The sequence below is a fragment of the Hafnia sp. genome (assembly GCF_036648275.1).
In the GTDB taxonomy this organism is placed as follows: domain Bacteria; phylum Pseudomonadota; class Gammaproteobacteria; order Enterobacterales; family Enterobacteriaceae; genus Hafnia; species Hafnia alvei.
The window spans coordinates 193735-212945 of the sequence record NZ_JAVXIQ010000005.1; the positions used below are offsets into that span (position 1 = coordinate 193735).

Sequence of the window (19211 nt, forward strand, 5' to 3'; positions counted from 1 at the left end):
GTGGTAAAGCACGTAATTAGTGCTTATCGCCACCGCGCAGATAAATAACCCAGTATGTCAGACCAACCAGTAAGCCACCGCCGATGATGTTCCCAATCGTGACAGGGATCAGGTTATCGGTAATGAAGTGACTAACGGTCAAGTTTGAGAACTGTTCTGGTGCAGCACCAATGGCTTGCCAAAACTCCGGCGCTGCGAAATTCTTAATCACAATCCCTAATGGGATCATGAACATATTTGCAATGCTATGTTCAAAACCGCTCGCCACAAACATGGCCACCGGTAAAACCATTGCAAACATTTTGTCCATCAGGCTACGGCCGGAATAGCTCATCCAAACTGCGAGACAAACCATCAAGTTGGCCAAGATCCCCAGGCAAACGGCTTCAACAAACGTATGATGCAATTTGTGATCGGCTGTTTGCAGCACATTGAGACCCCATGCGCCATTCGCTGTCATGTGTTCGCCGGCAAACCACATCAGTGCCACAAAGAAAAGTGCACCAATCAGGTTGCCAACATAAACATTTAACCAGTTGAGCCCTAACTGTCTCCAGGTAATACGCCCACTGGCCTTGGCAACGACAATTAATACGGTTGAAGTAAACAGGTCAGCCCCGCAAACCACAACAAGCATCAGGCCAAGAGAGAAACAGATACCACCAACCAGCTTGGCAAAGCCAAAAGGTACACCAGCAGTGCCGGTTGTCGCGGTAATGTAGAAAACGAAAGCAATAGAAATGAAGACACCAGCCGTGATCGCTAAATAAAAAGTCTTCAGCGGGTGCTTAGTGGCTTTATAAACGCCAGCATCTTCGGCCACTTTGGCCATTGCTGCTGGTAGTAGTAGATCAAAGGGGTTGTCAGCTTTCACACTAACTCTCTCTTAATATTAATCAGCGTGGAGATACTAACAAAGCAGTATACGGCAAAAATTGATCTGGATCATGATGCGCAGAACTAGCCTACCCAAAATACCCCTAAAAACAGTAAGTTAAATAATAAACTCGTTGAATTCAAAAGGAAAAATATTTTTTAAATTTTACACGCTAAGTTGAATGAGCACGCTAACAGATAGTGTAAAAGGTAAATAAATAACTTAAGAATTCGATCAAATTGAAGATATTATTTTTCAATGCCAGCAATAAGACTACTTATATACAACAATTAAATTACATATGAATGACGGTTGTAGATATTCATACATATAGTAGAAAAGCCCGCCTTCCAAACTTACTGCATAAGGGCATACAACTATCATAGTCGTTGTGCCATTTTTACTGTGATGATAAATGCGTTTAGAAGAGGGATTTACCAGATTCGCGCGTTTATTGATCGAAAACGTCTGCACCGGTGTACGCGTGCAGACGTTCGCTTAGCTCAACAAGCCTATTATTTAGACCAATAACGGCGTTTTGCTGCCTGAAGTTTTTGATACGCCTGCAGCAGCGCTTGATGCGCAGGGAGGGCTTTCAAGTCGTCGTCAATCGCAGGAAGTCCATAGAAACGTTCTTCTCCGGCGATAATCGCCGAAGCGGCTTCGAGCGTTTCTGCGCCATACATGCGGCTGAATGCCTGATAGTACTGCGCAGGATCGCGCTCTTCTTCCATGCTTAACAACAGCAAGGTTTGCAGGCAACGATAGAAATTGGCGCGTTCAGGGCTGAATACTGAGGCATTGAAGTCCTGAGTCCATTCGGTCCATGTCAGCGCTTGCTCCAAATCACCGCCCGCTAATGCCAACATCGCCTTTAATTCACCCACACGCAGGGTATACCAGCCGTTGTCTTTGCCGGTTGCGATACCAAGCAGTTCACGGACACGGATGAAATCGTCGAGGCCTTCGTCATCGAGTTGTTCGATGATCTGTAAATACTCTTCTTTGGTCAGATTGGAAGCCGGTAACTGAAGCAACTGAGTGCGTAAGTGCGCGCCCATGCTGTTATTGGCTAACAGCAAATCTTCGGCAGGATAGATATCGGACATGCCCGGAACGATGATGCGGCAGGCATAGACATCAAGATGTTCATAATCTGCGATGTAAACTTCTTTATCTTCTTGTTCGAAGATACCCATCAAAGTGCTGAACTCTTCCTCGGTGGTACCTTTGAACGACCAATCGGCAAAGGCATAATCGGCGTCTTGCTTAAACATATCCCAAGAAATCAGACCGCTTGAATCGATGAAGTGAGTTTCAAGGTTGGCATGCTCGCCGACTTCTTCGTCATCAAAGGTTGGCGCGGTAAAGACATCGAGATCTTTCAGGCTGCGGCCTTGCAGCAGTTCAGTCACCGTACGCTCTAAGGCTACGCCAAAGTCAGGATGGGCACCGAACGAGGCAAAACAGGTGCCGTTGGCTGGGTTGAACAGTACAACGCAGATAACTGGATACTGACCACCGAGCGAAGCATCGTAGGACAGAATAGGGAAGCCTTCCTGCTCTAATTTTGCAATAGCTTCAACCACTTCAGGATAGCGGTTTAACACGTCGGCAGGAATTTCTGGCAGGCTGATAGATTCTGCGATGATACGGTTTTTTACGTAACGCTCGAAAACTTCAGACAGGCCTTGTACGCGCGCTTCGTTGCGCGTGTTGCCCGCAGACATGCCGTTTGAAACGTATAAGTTGCCAATGATGTTCATTGGGATATAAACAGTTTGCTGATCGGACTGGCGGGTAAACGGCAGCGCGCAGATACCGCGATCGACGTTACCGGATTGCAGATCGATAAGATCCTGCGCGCCTACATCACCTTCTGGGTTGTAAAACGCATGCAAACGCTCATCTAAGATGCCTTCTGGCAGGCTGTCGTCGGCAGGAACAGGGAACCACTTCTCATTTGGATAGTGAACGAAGTCCCCTTGCGCAATTTCACGGCCAAGGTAGAAATCAGCAAAGAAATAGTTGGTCGACAAGCGCTCAAAATATTCACCTAACGCCGATGCCAGCGCGGCTTTTTTGCTAGCGCCTTTGCCGTTGGTAAAACAAAGCGGGCAATCACGGTCGCGGATGTGTACAGACCAAACATGCGGAACAGGGTTTAGCCAAGAGGCTTCTTCAATATTGAACCCAAGATCGGTCAATTGCTGTTGGAAGCGTGCAATAGAATCTTCCAGCGCGGCATCTTTGCCGGGAATATAGGTCTGCGTCATTTGAGTCACTTGTTAGCTGCAAAAAACGGCATGATACGTTTTTTTAGCCTATTCCTCCATGAATTCCATATCCATAGGGAATGTCACATTTTTTTTATGGATATAAAAGATAATTCATGCAGTTATCTAATAGGAGAAATCGAATGAAGTTGGTTAAAGTAAGTTTGCTAGCGCTGTTGGTTTCAGGGTTTAGTGGCGCGGCTTTTGCGTTGCCTAATGTCACCATTTTGGCAACGGGCGGGACTATCGCCGGGGGCGGTGACTCAGCAACAAAATCAAATTATACCGCCGGGAAAGTGGGCGTAGAATCTTTGGTTGATGCGGTGCCTCAGCTGAAAGATATCGCTAACATCAAAGGTGAGCAGGTGGTCAGCATCGGTTCGCAGGATATGAATGACGATGTGTGGCTAAAACTTGCCAAAAAAATCAACGCTGATTGCAATAAAACCGATGGATTCGTGATCACTCACGGCACGGATACTATGGAAGAGACGGCTTATTTCCTCGATTTAACCGTAAAATGCGACAAGCCTGTGGTGATGGTTGGCGCGATGCGCCCATCAACCGCCATGAGCGCCGATGGCCCATTCAACCTGTATAACGCCGTTGTGACTGCCGCCGATCCGGCTTCAGCCAAACGTGGTGTACTGGTGGCGATGAACGATACCGTGCTGGATGGTCGTGACGTGACCAAAACGAACACCACCGGCGTGCAAACATTCCAAGCGGTTAACTACGGCCCATTGGGATACATTCACAATGGCAAAGTGGACTACCAGCGCTCTCCTGAGCGTAAACACACGACACAAACACCATTTGACGTGAGCAAGTTAACCTCATTGCCAAAAGTTGGCATTGTGTACAACTACGCCAACGCGTCGGATCTGCCTGCGAAAGCGCTGCTTGAAGCGGGCTATCAAGGGATTGTGAGTGCGGGGGTTGGTAACGGCAATCTGTACAAATCTATTTTTGATACTTTAGCCACTGCGGCACATAACGGTGTAGCCGTCGTGCGTTCATCACGCGTTCCTTCAGGGTCAACCACGGAAGACGCCGAAATTGATGACGTGAAATATGGCTTTGTTGCATCAGGTACGCTCAATCCGCAAAAAGCACGTGTCTTGCTTCAATTGGCTCTGACACAAACTAAGGATCCAAAACAGATCCAGCAGATGTTTAATCAGTACTAAGTTCTATCTTAAAGGGGAGCGCTCCGGCTCCCCTTTGTCTTTTGCCGACTAAGCTATATTCACCACTTAAGGCAAATGGACATCCATTCTGATGCAATCCTTTGATTTAAAACGTATGGCCTTTGATAAGGTACCGCCAGATTTTCTTGCGGAAGTCGCGGTGCGCTGCTTATTCACATTCTTTCTGGTATTTATTTTTCTCAAAATGACAGGGCGTCGCGGCGTACGGCAAATGTCACTGTTTGAAGTAGTTGTCATTTTAACGTTAGGTTCTGCAGCGGGCGACGTGGCGTTTTATGATGATGTTCCTATGCTGCCGGTGTTTACCGTTTTTATTTGCATCATGCTGCTTTATCGTTTTTCAACGTTCTTGATGTCTAAAAGTGAAAGAATTCAGACTTGGATGGAGGGTAAACCACTGATCATTATCCGTGACGGTACGTTTATCTGGGAAACCCTAAACCGTGAAAATATTACTCACGATGAGTTCTTTATGGAGTTGAGGCAAGAGGGCGTTGAACACTTGGGGCAAGTGCGGCTGGCCATTCTTGAAGTTAATGGTTCTATCAGCGTCTATTTTTTTGATGACGATAATGTTCGTTATGGACTGCCTGTTTTGCCCAACTGCTGCATTAAAAAAGTAGATAAAATTTTAGATAGAGGTACATACGCGTGCAGCGAATGTAGCTTGATTGAGCATCAAGCCGTTGGGGACTCACCGGTCTGTTCGCGATGTGGAAATCAATGCTGGATAGAGGCTAAAAATAACAGTCGGGTAAACTAAAAATAAACGCAAAAAAGAATGAAAGTTTTTTGGTCTTACGCCGACGCAGAACTTTATTTTTAAAACGCCTATAGTGGCTTGGTGGCACCTTGGTGGCACATAGTTTAGCGCGTTGGGGACAGTGACCAATAACCGTTGCAGCCTGAGCGCGTGAATGATAAAACCAAATGATAAAGTAAATTAGATGTGAATAAATTCGATATCAATGTGGGCTGATCATCCTTATAGATGGGTTTGCCAGCATGTAAACAATTGACTAAATATAGCGAAGAGCGGTGAGGCGAAATGACACAGGTGTACAATTTTAGTGCTGGCCCAGCAATGATGCCGGTAGAGGTATTGCGTCGTGCTGAACAAGAACTGTGTAACTGGAATGGCCTAGGCACTTCGGTCATGGAAATCAGCCACCGCGGCAAAGAGTTTATGCAGGTCGCGGCGCAGGCTGAACAAGATTTGCGCTCTCTGCTGAAGGTTCCTGATAACTATAAAGTTTTATTCTGCCACGGCGGTGCGCGTGCGCAATTTGCGGCAGTTCCGTTAAATCTGCTGGGTGATAACAACTCAGCTGACTACATGGATGGTGGCTACTGGGCACATAGCGCTATTAATGAAGCCCAGAAATACTGCACGCCCAATGTTGTTAATATAAAGACAACCGACGACAACGGCCTTCAAGCGATCAAGCCAATGCGTGATTGGACGCTGAGTGACAATGCTGCCTATGTGCACTATTGTCCAAATGAAACTATTGATGGCATCGCCATCGATGAAGAGCCTGATTTTGGTGATAAAATCGTTGTTGCCGATCTCTCTTCCACCATTCTTTCTCGCCCAATTGATGTTAGCCGCTATGGCGTGATTTATGCTGGCGCGCAAAAAAATATCGGTCCCGCGGGGATCACCGTAGTGATTGTGCGTGAAGACTTGTTGGGCAAAGCGCGCCAAGAACTGCCATCGATTCTCGATTACACCGTTTTGGCTGAAAACGATTCTATGTTCAATACACCACCGACCTTTGCATGGTATCTCTCAGGCATGGTATTTAAATGGCTGAAAGAGCAGGGTGGCTTGATTGAAATGGAAAAACGCAATAAAGCCAAAGCCGACTTGCTCTATAGCGCGATTGATCGCAGTGATTTTTATCGTAACGGCGTTGCACTACAAAATCGCTCACGTATGAACGTGCCGTTCCAGATGGCAAATCCTGCATTAGATCCGTTGTTCTTGCAGGAAGCGAAAGCAATTGGCTTAGTTGCTTTGAAAGGTCACCGCGTGGCGGGTGGTATGAGAGCGTCTATCTATAATGCGATGTCGATTGAAGGTGTTAAAGCACTGACCGACTTTATGGCAGATTTTGAACGTCGCCATGGCTAATGAGGCTGCATCGGTTTTAAACCCCGGCATGCCGGGGTTTTTTATACCCCTAAATTCGGGGTATTCTCTTATCTATCAATGCATTAAAATATTCATGGGGTACTATGGTGCATCATTTAACCCCTAAGTCATGGATAGAATGTGGATGACATTTGATCCCGCCTCGCAATGGATTATAGGAAATTGCGTCCTGTAGATAGTCAGGTGAGAGATGTGCATATGTCATAGTTTGCTGTATCGATGCATGGCCCATAATTTTCTGTAACGTTAGGATGTTCCCTCCGTTCATCATAAAATGTGCTGCAAAGGTATGACGCAAAACATGCACGGCTTGCCCCCTTGGGAGGTCTGGCTTCACAGACTTAAGGATTTTTCTATATTCGGCGTAATCTACAGAAAACAACATGCCAGTCTCTTTAGTTTTCACTGCTGTAATTACATCATCGGATAATGGAATAGTTCTATGCTTCCCATTCTTCGTCTTGAAAAATGTCACCCGATTATGCTGTATGTGTTCAGCCTTAACGTGAAGAACCTCTCCCCACCGCCCGCCAGTGCTTAGACATAAGAGCGTCATTCTCAAAGCATCATCACTAACTTTACTGAGCAGTGCTTCAATTTCTGAGTGTGTCAAATAGGTCATTTCAGGGGTAATTTCTTTCAGCGGCTTGATGGCTCGGAAGGGATTTTCACCACTAAATTCATCTACGCTGATAAGTACAGTAAACATGCTGCTTATCATCGTAATGTCTCTATTGATGGTTGATGCCTTCACACCAGAATACAGCCGACGAGAACGGAACTCAGAAAGAAATTTTGGAGTTAGTTTATAGGCTGGTGGGTTTCCCATATGGCTTATAATGGTTTCCATTGCCTTTTTCCTCTTCTCCGCGTATTCAAGGTTTCGCCCTTCGTACTTCCACCATAAGCTGAATAGCTCACTTAGCTCTCTATAGTCACGGGAGTTACCTTTCCACTCTTCGCTATTGGCTGTCATCATGACGTGTTTTTCAAACGCCAAAGCATCAGCTTTCTTAATAAATACTCGTTGGATACGGCGTCCAGCAGCTCCACGAGGTCTTACATCCACCTTATAACGTCCACCTTCAAGCGTCTTAATCATGAGTACGCCCTCCGGTTAAACGGGGTAATTCTATTCCAGTATCAAAAACATAAGCGTTATAAATACTTAGCCAATTAACATGTTTAAATATTAATACATTGTTACGCGCTGCCCATAGTGTGCGAGATCCGGACTAATTTGCCCGGATTCAGGGGCAATCTTTCCAGTCGTTATCCAAACGGCATATTTCTCATATCTGGGCTGGTTCAAGAGGTTTGATATTGATAACCAGCTTTGTGTTGATTCTATTTGGTGGTCGCTTCTTTCTGCTTGAACTATTGCACAAAGCTTATCGCTTATGTTCATGGTCATGTTCCTCTGTGGGGTTGTAATTCGAGGGGTTATAGAGCGCGGGCGCAATTTGTCCCTCGCTGGGTATGGTTTTTCCGGTGACAAACCAAAGGGTGTACTTTTCGAAAGGGTGAAGACTTAGCAGTCGCAACACGATCTCTGCGTTAGGCACACTTTTGCCCTCCTCATATCTCCAGAGTGCATCGTTGCCTATCCCAAGCATTTTAGCGACGGCGGGACGACTATTGAGCCTTTCACTCTCTCTCATTACTTTTATCTTTTCACCAACGGTTAGTTTCATGCTGATTGCTCGTTCTCATCCTGATAATCATCTGGGTTGTAAAGAGCAGGTGCAATTTGGCCTACTTCCGGGGCTGTTTTACCAGTCACAAACCAAAGCGCGTACTTCTCAAAACGGGGATGACTTAGAATTTTTGTGACTATATCCACATCTGGAGTAGTTTTACCTGTTTCATATCGCCACAAAGCATTTGTAGGAATTCCAATCATTTCAGCGGCTTCTGGGCGGCTTTTGAGCCTTTCGCTTTCTCGAATGAGTAATAACTTCTCACCAATACTGATTTTCATATTGCAGTTCTCAACTATTAAGGGCAGAATTGAAACAAAAGGTGTTGGTTTGGGGTAAATATTTGAGGAAATACCCCTAAAGTGGAGACTTTAGCATATGAATGAAAAGCTTTTAGAGTTGCTGTTCAAAATCCCTGATCCGATCACTGTCAGTGAGTTTTCTCGTCGTACTGGTAAGAGTGAGAGCAGTACACGCAAGCTGGTGGATCGTCGTCGCTTACCAATCAGAACGGAAAAACAGTTATACGGTGGCGATTTCACCGATTTCCGCTTAATGATCATGTGGAATGAATATTTAGAAATGATTTATGAAGCAACAAACAAAGTGCCACCGTTTGAGCGCCTAGGGTGGAGAGAGTCATGGCTAAAAAGAGCGAAAAAGCTGGCTGAGGATATGTCTTTACCAACATTAGACTTAGTGGCTGTTGCTTTAGCTTCGGATGAATCAGTTTCAGTGAAAAAAGCTCAGTGAAGGAGGCTACATGGTTTCAATGCGTGAGATTTGTAAAAAACTTAGCCGAAGCAGGGCGGAAATAGGTGGTGTAAAAAAACGTTTAGAAGAAGGAAATAGTGATTGGGCTTTAAATCAGCTTCGTTATCAAATTAGAGAATTGACTGCGCTGGCTGATGAATTGGAAGTCAATATCACACAGAAGAACGGATGTTAAAAACTATAGAGGTAACTATGGTTGAGCATGTCAATTCAATAAGATTATCCAATGTAAAAAATGATATTGAGATAATGGATGAGTTTGCCGAGGCCCGTGAGCGGCAAACGTTGATAGAAATGGAGTCTTTAAAGACACTGATATCCGCATTAAGTGAACACCGAGAGCCTGAAAAAGTTTTAGTAAGAATTGGTGAATATATCGGTGTACGAGTTGAGAACACACATCAAAAAATAACGAAACGACAAGAGCGTTTAAGGAATAAATGATGGCTGGAAAATCAAACTCATTTCGTGACATGAGCAGAAATGGAACAATTCTTCGCCGTGATCGTGGGATGTTTATTCGTTTAAAAGATATTCATATCCGTGAGGGGTTCAATAAACGCGTTGAGGACGAACGCTTGCGTGAAGCAGATGATGATCTGTTTCAATATATGATGCAGGGTGGGGTCATTCCTTCACTGGAGGTTGAGGCAAGAACTGAAGGTGGGGTTTGGGTTGTTGAAGGCCATCGTCGCACTCGGGCATATCAGCGTTGTGCAGAGGCTGGCAAGCCAGTTGAGTGGATTGCTATTGTACCGTTTGAAGGGTCTGACATTGATCGCATAGCCAGAATATCAACAAGTAACGGTCGTCAATTAGCGTTAACAAAGTTTGAAGAGGCGATGGTTGCAAAAGATTTGATGGCTTTCAATCTAACGCCTGATGAAATAGCAAAGCACATGCACCGTAGCCGTCCACATGTTGACAAGCTCATAGTTCTTGCAACGTCGAACCACGACGTACAAGAAGCCGTAAGAGGCGGTCAGGTTGCATTAGATGCTGCAGTTGAACGAGTTAAAGAACATGGTGAGGACGCAGGACAGATACTTGAGGAGGATGTAAAGAAGGCACAGGAGCAGGGGAAAAAGAAAGTCACAAAATCAATGGTGCAAAAAAATTTACCAGTAATTAAGGTTCGTCGCCTTTTGCAATTATTGTCAGAAGCGACGGTGCTTGATGAAAGCATAAACTGTTATCCAGAAGCAATGGAAGAAATCAAAACCATCATTGAAGATTACCGTCAATTATCGCAGGCTGATTTTAGTAATTAAGAATTAATTAAAGTACACAATTATTTCACCGCTAACGCGGCGGGTATCCTGCAATCTAAATCAGGAGGCTATATGTATATCCGAGTAAATGATTTTTGGGTCTTTTTTCGTGGTGATGAATTTAAAGGTTTTTATAACTTCTATATCGGTTCTGCTTGGGCCTTAGCTCAATGTAAATAAAGGTGGCTAAATTGAATAACGTAATGGTTGATATTGAAACACTAAGCACTAAACGTAATGCGGTTATTTTCTCTATTGCTGCTGCATTTTTCGATCCAATCACAGGGGATGTTGGCCCAAAATTTTATGAGCTGATTGATTGGCAAAGTGATTGTAACTCTCATGGTGCGCATATAGAGCCTGACACGATTAAATTTTGGTTGGCCCAATCAACGGAAGCAAGGATGGAATTGCTAGATCAGGATGGTTTAGGGGAGTTCACTGATATTGTTCTGCAAAACTTCAACGATTTTATAGAAAAACATCATTTAAAGGGATGCCAGTTATATGCATGGTCTAAGTCGCCTTCGTTTGATTTTGTAATCTTAAGAGAAGCTTTCGAACGCTATGAATTAGGTGGGCTTCCGTGGAATTTCTGGAATGAGCGGGACGTTCGAACTATTGAGGCAACGGGAAAAATAAACGCAATAACATTACCGTATACCAAGGCTGACGTAAAACATCATGCAATGAGTGATGTATTGGGACAGATAAGTAATGTTTGTACGGTAAATAGAAGTATTTCATTAGCACTAGAAGAAATTAGCGAGTGACAGCATGCATACCCATAAAGTTAGAAATCTCCATGTTTTAAAGGTTTCTTTAGTATGGATGACAACAAAATCAATACCGCTAAATGTTCGGAGATTAAACGATAAACCTATTATGTGGAATATAGGCGATTACTACGGACGTTTATCAATTAGTAGACCAAGAGGTATTAACCATGCCTAACATGTCATTATTACCTAAGCAGCCTGTTGTTTTATACATGGGCAGTGAACTGATATCTAAAGAAGGTCTGGAGCTGATTAGAGATGGAATTTCCGAGGCAACAAAGCTAGAAAGCGCTTGCATGGCTAACACCATTTTAGGCGGCAACTACCACGCACAACCTGTAATACCGCGTGAGTGGACTATCTTCAACGCTGTATCGTTTATTGCAGAATATAAGCCGATATCTTATGAGGAAGCCGCATTGCTGGCGTGGAACGCCTGCCGCGCCGAGATGCTTAAAGCACAACAAAACGAACCGCAAAATATTCCGGCACAACCTGTAAGCGAGCCTTACAAGCTTCCTGAGCTAAACGATGAGCTGATTGAAATCCTCGGTCGCCCAAATTTTACATGCACCAAACTAGCCGAATATCTTCGCCATTGCGGGCAGGACATAAAGCGAAAATCCGAATACGAGCAAGCCGCTGTCCTGCATGTTCTGCTGAATCTATACATCAAGCATGGCAATGACTGGCGCAAACATGCGGAAGAGGCATTTACTCCAGCAGTGGCGCAGGAGAACGAATAATGACGATTAACATTGTTAGCTTCTCTGGTGGCAGAACGTCAGCATATTTAGTTAACCAGTTAGAGCAGCTTCGTAAAACTGCACAAATGGATGTTCGCTATGTCTTCATGGAAACAGGCGCAGAGCATCCAAAAACCTATGAATTTATTCGCAATGTCGCAAAACATTGGGATATCGACCTCACTTGCTTACGCATTGTTGTAAATCCAGAACTAGGTAAAGCCAATGGTTATGAAATTATTGACATTGATGAAATTGGATTCAATTTGAAGCCGTGGCGTGATATTTGCGCGAAATATGGCACTCCATACGTGCGCGGCGCTTTTTGTACAAGAACAATGAAAATAGAAGTGTTTGAACGTTATTGCCGCGATCATTTTCCAAATGCTGTTTCGTGGCTTGGCATTCGCGCTGATGAACAAAGCCGTATATGGGGAGAAAAAGCACACAGGATGCTGAGGAAGATGGGCTATGAATCACATGAAATGCAGTATCTGTTATCAGCGTTACGTAAAGAAAACTCAGAAGAATCGATAAAATCCTCGCTTGTTTATGAACATGCGTTTTTAGATGGGCAGTACGAGCCGATCATTAACCGTATGCTAGTGCTGCAAGCTAGTAGACAGCGCTTTCTATCTGAGATTTCAAACTATACAAAACAGGATGTTTTGAGCTGGTGGAAGTTACAGCCATTCGATTTAGATTTGCCAGAGCACCTTGGAAACTGTGTGTTTTGCGTCAAGAAAGGTATTAATAAAATTGCATTAGCATTACGTGATGAGCCGGAACTGGCAGAGCAATTCAAGGCGGTAATTTTGTCTGATTCAGTCCGTGTCGTAGAACGCAGGCAGCAAGCAAATAAAATCATGTATCGCGGTAATCACTCAATAGAAAGCATAGGTGCCATGTACGCAGAGCATACACGCGATGAAATCGCAGCCACGATCCGCGGCACAGGTGGTTACGACTCCGGTTCATGTTCTGAATCTTGCGAGGCATTTATTTGCCATGCAGCACCAACAGCACAGGACTAGAAATGGATGGTGAGGTTTAATCGCTGCGCCAGAGTTGGTGAATGGCGGTAATAGGATGGTGATATGCCAGTTGAATGTTTAGAAAAAACTAATGCCAAGAACCGAGGGGATAACACCTATATGGGGCGACCGTGCAAAGAACATGGTCATACTTTGAGATATGTATCAAATGGATCATGTGTTGAGTGTAGGAGGGAGGTAAATAAAAACAATAGAAGAATAGAGGGGAATAAGAAAATTAAAGCAAACGAAATAGATTACAACCATAAGGTAATAATAATAGGAAAACCAGATCCCAGAATTAAAATGTAAATAAATAGCCATGTTTTTTATTAAATACACCGTTTGGCGCGGCGGGGCTTCTGCATTAAAAAATAGGATTAAAGAAATGAAAACTATAATGGTCGATGTATTAAAAATAAAAACGCCCAGCGGGCAAGAATACGAAATTGATATGGATTGTGTGAATAGAACTATGTCAGTTATTCGTCTGCATGGTAACGAACAGTCAGTAATTCTAACTACGGATGGTGAGCGCATTCGTGCGCAAAAGGTTTCTTACATGACTCGTATCAGTCGTGATAAAGGGGAATAACATGAGAAATACTAATTCGCAGTCATTACGACCGTTTATAAAATATCCGGGCAATAAAACAAAACTAATGCCAGTGTTGCGGCAGTATTTACCAGATCCTCATGAGTGCGACGTTATTGTAGATGTGTTTACGGGAAGCGGCTCGCTACTCATGAATACAAACTATAAGCGCTATATTCTCGCTGATGCGAATAAAGACCTGATTTGGTTGTTTGATTTAGCTCGTCGTTACCCTGAAAACTTAGTCATTAACGCGCGGTATTTTTATCAAAACTTTAGCAATAAGGAAGGTTTTGAATTAATTCGCCGCCAATTCCCTACGATGAAAAAAGGATTAGCGCAAAGCGCCGCCTTTATTTACCTCATTTATCACTGTTTTAACGGTGTTGTTCGTTACAACCAAAAAGGAGAATTTAACTCACCATGTGGGATTGGTGAGCGCCAACCTTATTTACCAGAGCGCGAGATATACGCTTTTTCCGAACGTATGAATGCGGTGAGCGTTCAACTGATGCATAGCTGCTGGCATAAGACACTAAAGGCAGTTGAGGGCATGCCTAACTTAGGCATTTATTGCGATCCGCCTTATTTACCAGCTAAGGGCGTGGAAGGTTTCACGACTTACAGCGGAACAAGTTTCAACGAAAACGATCACATATTGCTGGCATACCAATTGGGACGAATGCACCGCCAACATGGTTATCGAGTTGTTATTTCATCCAGTAACAACCTGCGAACCCGCGATATTTACCGTGATTTTGAGCTGAATACGACTGAGGCACATCGCGCTGTTGCAGCAAATGGCAATAAGCGAGGTAAGGCCAGTGAGTTAATTGGTGTTCTGGCATGACTAAGCATGCGAGCTGCAGTGATGAACAAGCTTTCTTTGATAGCGTCTGTCAGGCATTCGCACATCTCCCAATAGTCGCTTCTCGCCGCTTATTTGAGCGGGTAAGTAGCGCTTACAGGTTCAAGGGCATTGATGTTGCCAAGATCTGTTTCAATGATTTATTAAGGCGTGACCTTCCGATTATAGAGCCTGTGTATCTTCGCTATACAGCTAGTGCCTCTGATGAGCTGGCAGGTCACCTACATCATATAAACAGCGAGCTATTACGCGATGTTATAGACCGCTTTAATGATATGCCTGATTTTGGCGATGCCGATATAGAGCTTTTATCTCAGGATATAAGCCGTTTGATCGGTGATGCGGTCGAGTCTGTTAACGCTACAACCCAAGGGCTAGACGTAATAACGGTTGCTCCGCAATTTTATAGCGTGGCTGCAAATCTTACTCTGCACTTCAAGCAGGAGCCCCCGCAATACCCGAACTTCACGCGCAATAAACTCAATATTGATGATGCAAAGAGCGCTATCGCTAAGATGATTGGTGAGCGCTGGTGGCTTAACCATCTACGTAAATACGCTAGACGGTGGCGTGAACACCTACATATATCCGCTGGTGGCGTTCGTCGCCAGTCAACGCCTTATTGCAGTAATGCATGGCTTGCTGAATGGGAGAATAGACGCAAACGGGGCCGAGATATTATGAGCGGCACAGAGCTGGAAGATGAAGAAACAGGCGAGGTTTTAAATCTTCTTGATGTTGTCGACAAAAGCCTATCGGGAAAAAACCGCATAGCAGAGCTTATGGTTCGTGTTAAAGGCTTTGAGCAATTAGCGAAGCTTGACGGATTGGGCCAAGAGAACGGCTATGTTGGCTTGTTTGTGACGCTCAATGCCCCATCAAAATACCATGCTTATAAAGTGACTGGTCATCGCAATAATAAGTACAGCGGTGCCAGCCCAAAAGACACTCAAGGATATTTAAGCCACTTGTGGCGTCAGATCGGTGCAACTCTCCGCCGTCGCCAGATAGGTACATTCGGCTTACGTGTATCCCAGCCTCACCACGATGCAACACCACACTGGCATGCGATGTTATTTGTCCATGAAAGCCAGTTTGAGCAGTTTTGCGAGATCGTTGAATTCTACGCAACGCGTGAAGATAGCGATGAATTGAAAGGGCAGCACGGCAATCACCCACGCTTCGATATAAAGCCGATAGATGAAAATATCGGGAGCCCCTCCGCGTATATAGCACGGCACATTGCGCTGAATGTCGAAGGGTGCGCTGAAAAGGGGGATATCGATAAAGAAACGGGGCTTCCTGTATCTGAGTTAGCCAAGAATGCCTGCGCATGGGCCTCAATGTGGGGTATTCGGCAGTTTCAGTTTGTCGGTGGCGCACCCGTCACTGTATGGCGGGAACTCCGCAACCTGAGTAATCATCCTCAGCCAAATCCTACCGATAAAACCATCGAGCAGATACGCCAAGCGGCTAATGCTGGAGATTGGAAAAGCTACATCCAGTTGCAGGGTGGGCCATTGGTTCTGCGCAAAAACTTAATTGTCAGAATCTGGCGTCAGCCTAAAAAAGACCAAAACGACTACGGCGAAACCCCGCTCGTAATTAAAGGGGTATTTATGCCGGGAGTTAATACCCCGCCGATTATTACGCGCACACGCACTTTTAACGTTGTTACTAAAGACGCTAAATCAGGCCGTCTATTTATTGATAGAAAGCCAGCTTTAACGCCTTGGAACCGTGTCAATAACTGCATTTCGAACAGAAAAAGCGCTGGTTTAAATGATCCAGACCAGCAGCTAAATGATCCAGAACCGTATTTAAAAATACCAATTCAATTGGAATTTAACTTCAAAGAAGCGAAATAAAAATTTTATGAACAGACACCACAAGAAAATAACGCAGGGTGGGGATGTGAACGATAAATTTTTTAGTGTTTCCACCAAGCTTGAGAAAGTGATCGCTGATTTAGAAATGGTGCCGCAGGGGGTAGAAAAATGAGTGTACGAATGATTCTTACAGCGTTCCCACAGAAGGATGCAGGGGTGGTCTTATTAAAGACAGGGAAATTAACTCATCAATTTTATAGAGAGATGAGGTTGATCGTTACCGAAGCCCCCGAGGAATTTGCAACGCTGCCTGTGGGCGAACTACCAGCACAAACACAAGACATTGCAAACGACTTAGCCCTGCGCCCGTTTTTTTCTCATCATGAAGTTATCAAGGCGGCAGGTTCTGAAAAAGCACTTGAGCTATGGGTGGATAAAATTCCGAACTGCCAATGGAAGCGGGATCATCACGATAGAAACCTTAAAACCGTAGAGCATGAGAACGGGGCCGTGAGATTGTGCTGGCGCTGTGACAATCTGCACTCTACACAATTTCACCCATCATTAGGCGACATAGCAGAAACGAACCGAGCTGAATGGCTAACTGAGGCCATCAGGAGTTCGTTGGGGTTTAATGAAGGCCATCAACTTACTCTCCCTGAGCTGTGCTGGTGGGCCACGCGTAAACACTTAACTCACCTTTTACCCAATGACATTGATTATCGAGTTACCAATACACCAAAACCACCAGCGTTGAAAGGCGTGATGAAAGAGGCAGATATTAATCCGTGGCAGACCGACCCAGCAAAAGTTATTGCTGACAGCGTTGAGTTAATAAAGCCTGCCTTTAAATTGGTCGAGGATAAGTCACCACCAGCGAGTTTTATGCTGAAACCTAAAGCGATACGTTTGGAACTGCCTGAATATTTGCAATGGGTGAAGACGCAGCCATGTTGTGGCTGTGGTCAGCAAGCAGACGATCCACACCACATTATCAATCACGGGTTTGGTGGGATGGGAACTAAAGCAAATGATTTGTTAGTGATGCCACTATGTAGGATATGCCACGAAGAGTTACACAGGGACGTCAAGGGCTGGGAGGCCAAGCATGATAGCCAAACATCGTGGGTGTTAAAGACGCAGAACAAAGCGGCGGCATTAGGCGTAATTGGGAGGGCTGAAAAATGACACCTTTAGAAATCGTATGTATTCGAACCAATGTCATTTTCGCCCTTACTTGCAACGCTCAGACAGCTAAGGGACAGCTAGAGGGCTTTGAAGGGTTCGCACTGGCTAGAACGTCGAGATACGGTAGGCAGCGTCCAAGAGCGGTAAATATTGACGGAAGACTTTACTGTCGAGCAAGCGATCCGGTACATGTGACGCCAACAATGGCGCGTAAAAACCAATACACACCTATAACTCCAGAAACATACGAAACAGCAGGATTGCGAAGAGTTATTAACGAACTGCGAGCGCCCGAAAGGGCATGGGTTTTGCGGTGCTATGGTTATGATATGGGGCTAGATCACTATTTATTAATATGCGAGATGGTTTGGGAAAGGATGCGGCAGCGGCTAGCAGGTAAGCGGGTAAGTCATAAGATGGTTGAAAGACTTATTAGGCTAGTGGAATTAGCCGTAGAAAATACGGAGGAGAAATGCAGAAACCCAGAAAACCCTATAGCTTACGAACCAATTGATGCAGCTAAAGAGATCGGGGTAGCGCTCGATAATTGGTCTAAGAATTACAAAAAATATTGGTGGATGCTCCATCGGATAAGTGAAGAATTAGATGCGGAGGCATTGAAAAGCATTTTGGTAAAATGTGATTTATAGCACGTTAACTGCATACTTCTTGCAAAAGTCAACTAAATGGCGTATTTTAAGAGCTAATTTGATATGTTGCCAAAATTGTAAAGATAAAAATAAACCCGCCTTTTGAGCGGGTTTTGTCATTTATGGAATCATCTGTTCAGGCTTGCAGCCATAAATTGCAGCAAGGCGCTCACGGGTTTTTTTGTGAGGTTTTGAGCCTTGGGCTTCCCATTGCGATACGGCTGATTGAGTCGTTCCTAACTTCTCAGCTACATCATATTGAGATAAGCCTGTATGTATGCGCCATGCTGCCAGCAAGCTAACATCCTGATTGACCATGATCCCAACAACATCGTTGGGGATTGTTACATCATCATCTTCACCAGCTGTATACGGCACATCCTCCCAGCCTTGATCGCTTTCGCTGATCAGGGCTTGGTATTCACCGATAGGGAGCACCACAAATTGTGGTTTTCCTGCATTATCGTTTATGTATTGAATTTTTGACATGTATCGTTCCGGGTATCTAAGAGTCGCGGCTAATGTCACAAGGAAACTGGCGGGTTTCCCCGCCTAGTAGGTTGTTGATGTTCTGCGCTTAACTTCTTGTATCGTGCAAACAACCGGTTCACCGTTTTCAATCTGGAAGATAACCCGATAATCACCAACCCTCATCCTGTATTGGTTGTCAGTAGCTTTGAGCTTTTTGATATCCAATTCAACGGCGGGGAAGGCTATCAGTTTATCGACCTTCTCTTTAATGGCTTTCCGGTATCTGGTGTCAATCGAAAGCAGCTGCTTCGTTGCTTTCTTAGTCCATTGAACCGCTACCATGTTTCCTCACTTTTTAAAGAGCATATCCGCTTGGGATGATTAGATAATAAGATTTATATTAGATTTATGCAAGCAAATAATCTTATTATCTAATCATTTTTCTCTTGCTATCGCCGCCGACAAGAGTTATCTCTGTAGCTATAGGCTAAAAGAGGAAAAAGACATGCTAAATCAGAATGATATGACACAAGAGGCATCAGTAGTGCTTGCTTGTCTGAGCCGTCTAAGTTGGTGGTCAGCGGCTTACCTTGGGGACTTGTTAAAGATTAGCGAAGCACGCTGTGAGTTTATTTTGACTCAATTGGCGATGGCGGGTTTAGTTGAAGAGGATAAGACAGAGAACAAATTTAAACGCTGCTAGCGCCGCTGGTGGCTTTCTTGCTGGGAATGGGCGATGTGTTGAGTGCGTCAACACTCAACACATCACACGCCCGTAGCATAG

23 protein-coding genes are annotated in these 19211 nt (G+C 44.6%); 16 read left to right on the forward strand and 7 right to left on the reverse strand.

Annotated elements, in window-relative coordinates; genetic code table 11:
- Window positions 1-16: 16 nt before the first annotated feature.
- Both focA and ycaO read right to left on the reverse strand, forming a co-directional pair.
- Window positions 17-874, reverse strand: coding sequence for a formate transporter FocA (gene focA, locus RSC70_RS07230; protein ID WP_025800961.1), 858 nt, complete (start codon window positions 872-874; stop codon window positions 17-19).
- Between the two features lie 518 nt (window positions 875-1392).
- Window positions 1393-3153, reverse strand: a complete 1761-nt coding sequence (gene ycaO / locus RSC70_RS07235; RefSeq protein ID WP_332542110.1) for a 30S ribosomal protein S12 methylthiotransferase accessory factor YcaO — start codon at window positions 3151-3153, stop codon at window positions 1393-1395.
- 143 nt (window positions 3154-3296) lie between these two features.
- Between ycaO and ansB the strand changes: the two genes are divergently transcribed.
- From ansB to serC, 3 genes are all read left to right on the forward strand, one after another.
- Complete coding sequence (gene ansB, locus RSC70_RS07240; protein WP_025800963.1) at window positions 3297-4343, forward strand: L-asparaginase 2; 1047 nt, start codon at window positions 3297-3299, stop codon at window positions 4341-4343.
- Window positions 4344-4434: 91 nt separating this feature from the next.
- Window positions 4435-5127: a DUF421 domain-containing protein gene (locus RSC70_RS07245; RefSeq protein ID WP_282806746.1), complete on the forward strand. Its 693-nt coding sequence runs from the start codon at window positions 4435-4437 to the stop codon at window positions 5125-5127.
- Between the two features lie 285 nt (window positions 5128-5412).
- Entirely contained in the window at window positions 5413-6501 is a 1089-nt protein-coding gene (serC, locus tag RSC70_RS07250; protein WP_282806745.1) for a 3-phosphoserine/phosphohydroxythreonine transaminase, read from the forward strand.
- Window positions 6502-6613: 112 nt separating this feature from the next.
- On the opposite strand, the gene RSC70_RS07255 is transcribed toward serC, so the two are convergent.
- From RSC70_RS07255 to RSC70_RS07265, 3 genes are all read right to left on the reverse strand, one after another.
- Entirely contained in the window at window positions 6614-7624 is a 1011-nt protein-coding gene (locus tag RSC70_RS07255; protein WP_046358714.1) for a phage integrase, read from the reverse strand.
- 289 nt (window positions 7625-7913) lie between these two features.
- Complete coding sequence (locus tag RSC70_RS07260; RefSeq protein ID WP_193065728.1) at window positions 7914-8216, reverse strand: helix-turn-helix domain-containing protein; 303 nt, start codon at window positions 8214-8216, stop codon at window positions 7914-7916.
- Window positions 8213-8503 (reverse strand): helix-turn-helix transcriptional regulator, encoded by a 291-nt coding sequence (locus RSC70_RS07265; RefSeq protein ID WP_193065727.1) that lies wholly within the window; start codon window positions 8501-8503, stop codon window positions 8213-8215. Before RSC70_RS07265 ends, RSC70_RS07260 begins: the two co-directional genes overlap by 4 nt.
- 97 nt (window positions 8504-8600) lie before the next feature.
- Between RSC70_RS07265 and RSC70_RS07270 the strand changes: the two genes are divergently transcribed.
- From RSC70_RS07270 to RSC70_RS07325, 12 genes are all read left to right on the forward strand, one after another.
- The gene (locus tag RSC70_RS07270; protein ID WP_193065726.1) at window positions 8601-8975 is read left to right on the forward strand and encodes a hypothetical protein; all 375 of its coding nucleotides are present in this window, start codon (window positions 8601-8603) and stop codon (window positions 8973-8975) included.
- 10 nt (window positions 8976-8985) lie between these two features.
- Window positions 8986-9171 carry a hypothetical protein gene (locus RSC70_RS07275; RefSeq protein ID WP_193065725.1) on the forward strand — a complete coding sequence of 62 codons (186 nt, stop codon included), beginning with the start codon at window positions 8986-8988 and terminating at the stop codon, window positions 9169-9171.
- The gene (locus tag RSC70_RS07280) at window positions 9165-9440 is read left to right on the forward strand and encodes a hypothetical protein (protein WP_046358709.1); all 276 of its coding nucleotides are present in this window, start codon (window positions 9165-9167) and stop codon (window positions 9438-9440) included. The genes RSC70_RS07275 and RSC70_RS07280 overlap by 7 nt, the downstream gene beginning before the upstream one ends.
- On the forward strand, window positions 9440-10267 hold the full coding sequence (locus RSC70_RS07285) for a ParB/RepB/Spo0J family partition protein (protein ID WP_332542111.1): 828 nt from the start codon (window positions 9440-9442) through the stop codon (window positions 10265-10267). Before RSC70_RS07280 ends, RSC70_RS07285 begins: the two co-directional genes overlap by 1 nt.
- Before the next feature lie 191 nt (window positions 10268-10458).
- Complete coding sequence (locus tag RSC70_RS07290) at window positions 10459-11040, forward strand: 3'-5' exonuclease (RefSeq protein ID WP_279204256.1); 582 nt, start codon at window positions 10459-10461, stop codon at window positions 11038-11040.
- A gap of 173 nt (window positions 11041-11213) precedes the next feature.
- A complete protein-coding gene (locus RSC70_RS07295) occupies window positions 11214-11792 on the forward strand; it encodes a hypothetical protein (RefSeq protein ID WP_332542112.1) in 579 nt (192 codons plus the stop codon).
- A complete protein-coding gene (locus tag RSC70_RS07300) occupies window positions 11792-12826 on the forward strand; it encodes a phosphoadenosine phosphosulfate reductase domain-containing protein (protein WP_332542113.1) in 1035 nt (344 codons plus the stop codon). The genes RSC70_RS07295 and RSC70_RS07300 overlap by 1 nt, the downstream gene beginning before the upstream one ends.
- Before the next feature lie 322 nt (window positions 12827-13148).
- On the forward strand, window positions 13149-13421 hold the full coding sequence (locus RSC70_RS07305) for a hypothetical protein (protein ID WP_332542114.1): 273 nt from the start codon (window positions 13149-13151) through the stop codon (window positions 13419-13421).
- Window position 13422: 1 nt separating this feature from the next.
- Window positions 13423-14271, forward strand: a complete 849-nt coding sequence (locus tag RSC70_RS07310) for a DNA adenine methylase (protein WP_332542115.1) — start codon at window positions 13423-13425, stop codon at window positions 14269-14271.
- Window positions 14268-16157 (forward strand): replication endonuclease, encoded by a 1890-nt coding sequence (locus tag RSC70_RS07315; RefSeq protein ID WP_332542116.1) that lies wholly within the window; start codon window positions 14268-14270, stop codon window positions 16155-16157. Before RSC70_RS07310 ends, RSC70_RS07315 begins: the two co-directional genes overlap by 4 nt.
- A gap of 129 nt (window positions 16158-16286) precedes the next feature.
- Entirely contained in the window at window positions 16287-17306 is a 1020-nt protein-coding gene (locus RSC70_RS07320; RefSeq protein WP_332542117.1) for a DUF968 domain-containing protein, read from the forward strand.
- The gene (locus RSC70_RS07325; RefSeq protein WP_332542118.1) at window positions 17303-17956 is read left to right on the forward strand and encodes a bacteriophage antitermination protein Q; all 654 of its coding nucleotides are present in this window, start codon (window positions 17303-17305) and stop codon (window positions 17954-17956) included. The genes RSC70_RS07320 and RSC70_RS07325 overlap by 4 nt, the downstream gene beginning before the upstream one ends.
- A 120-nt stretch (window positions 17957-18076) precedes the next feature.
- On the opposite strand, the gene RSC70_RS07330 is transcribed toward RSC70_RS07325, so the two are convergent.
- The gene (locus RSC70_RS07330; RefSeq protein ID WP_046358699.1) at window positions 18077-18445 is read right to left on the reverse strand and encodes a helix-turn-helix domain-containing protein; all 369 of its coding nucleotides are present in this window, start codon (window positions 18443-18445) and stop codon (window positions 18077-18079) included.
- Between the two features lie 63 nt (window positions 18446-18508).
- Window positions 18509-18769 carry a type II toxin-antitoxin system RelE family toxin gene (locus RSC70_RS07335; RefSeq protein WP_046358698.1) on the reverse strand — a complete coding sequence of 87 codons (261 nt, stop codon included), beginning with the start codon at window positions 18767-18769 and terminating at the stop codon, window positions 18509-18511.
- Between the two features lie 163 nt (window positions 18770-18932).
- Here RSC70_RS07335 and RSC70_RS07340 point away from each other — a divergent pair, with 163 nt between their 5' ends.
- Window positions 18933-19130 (forward strand): hypothetical protein, encoded by a 198-nt coding sequence (locus RSC70_RS07340; RefSeq protein ID WP_193065821.1) that lies wholly within the window; start codon window positions 18933-18935, stop codon window positions 19128-19130.
- The last annotated feature ends 81 nt before the right edge of the window (window positions 19131-19211 follow it).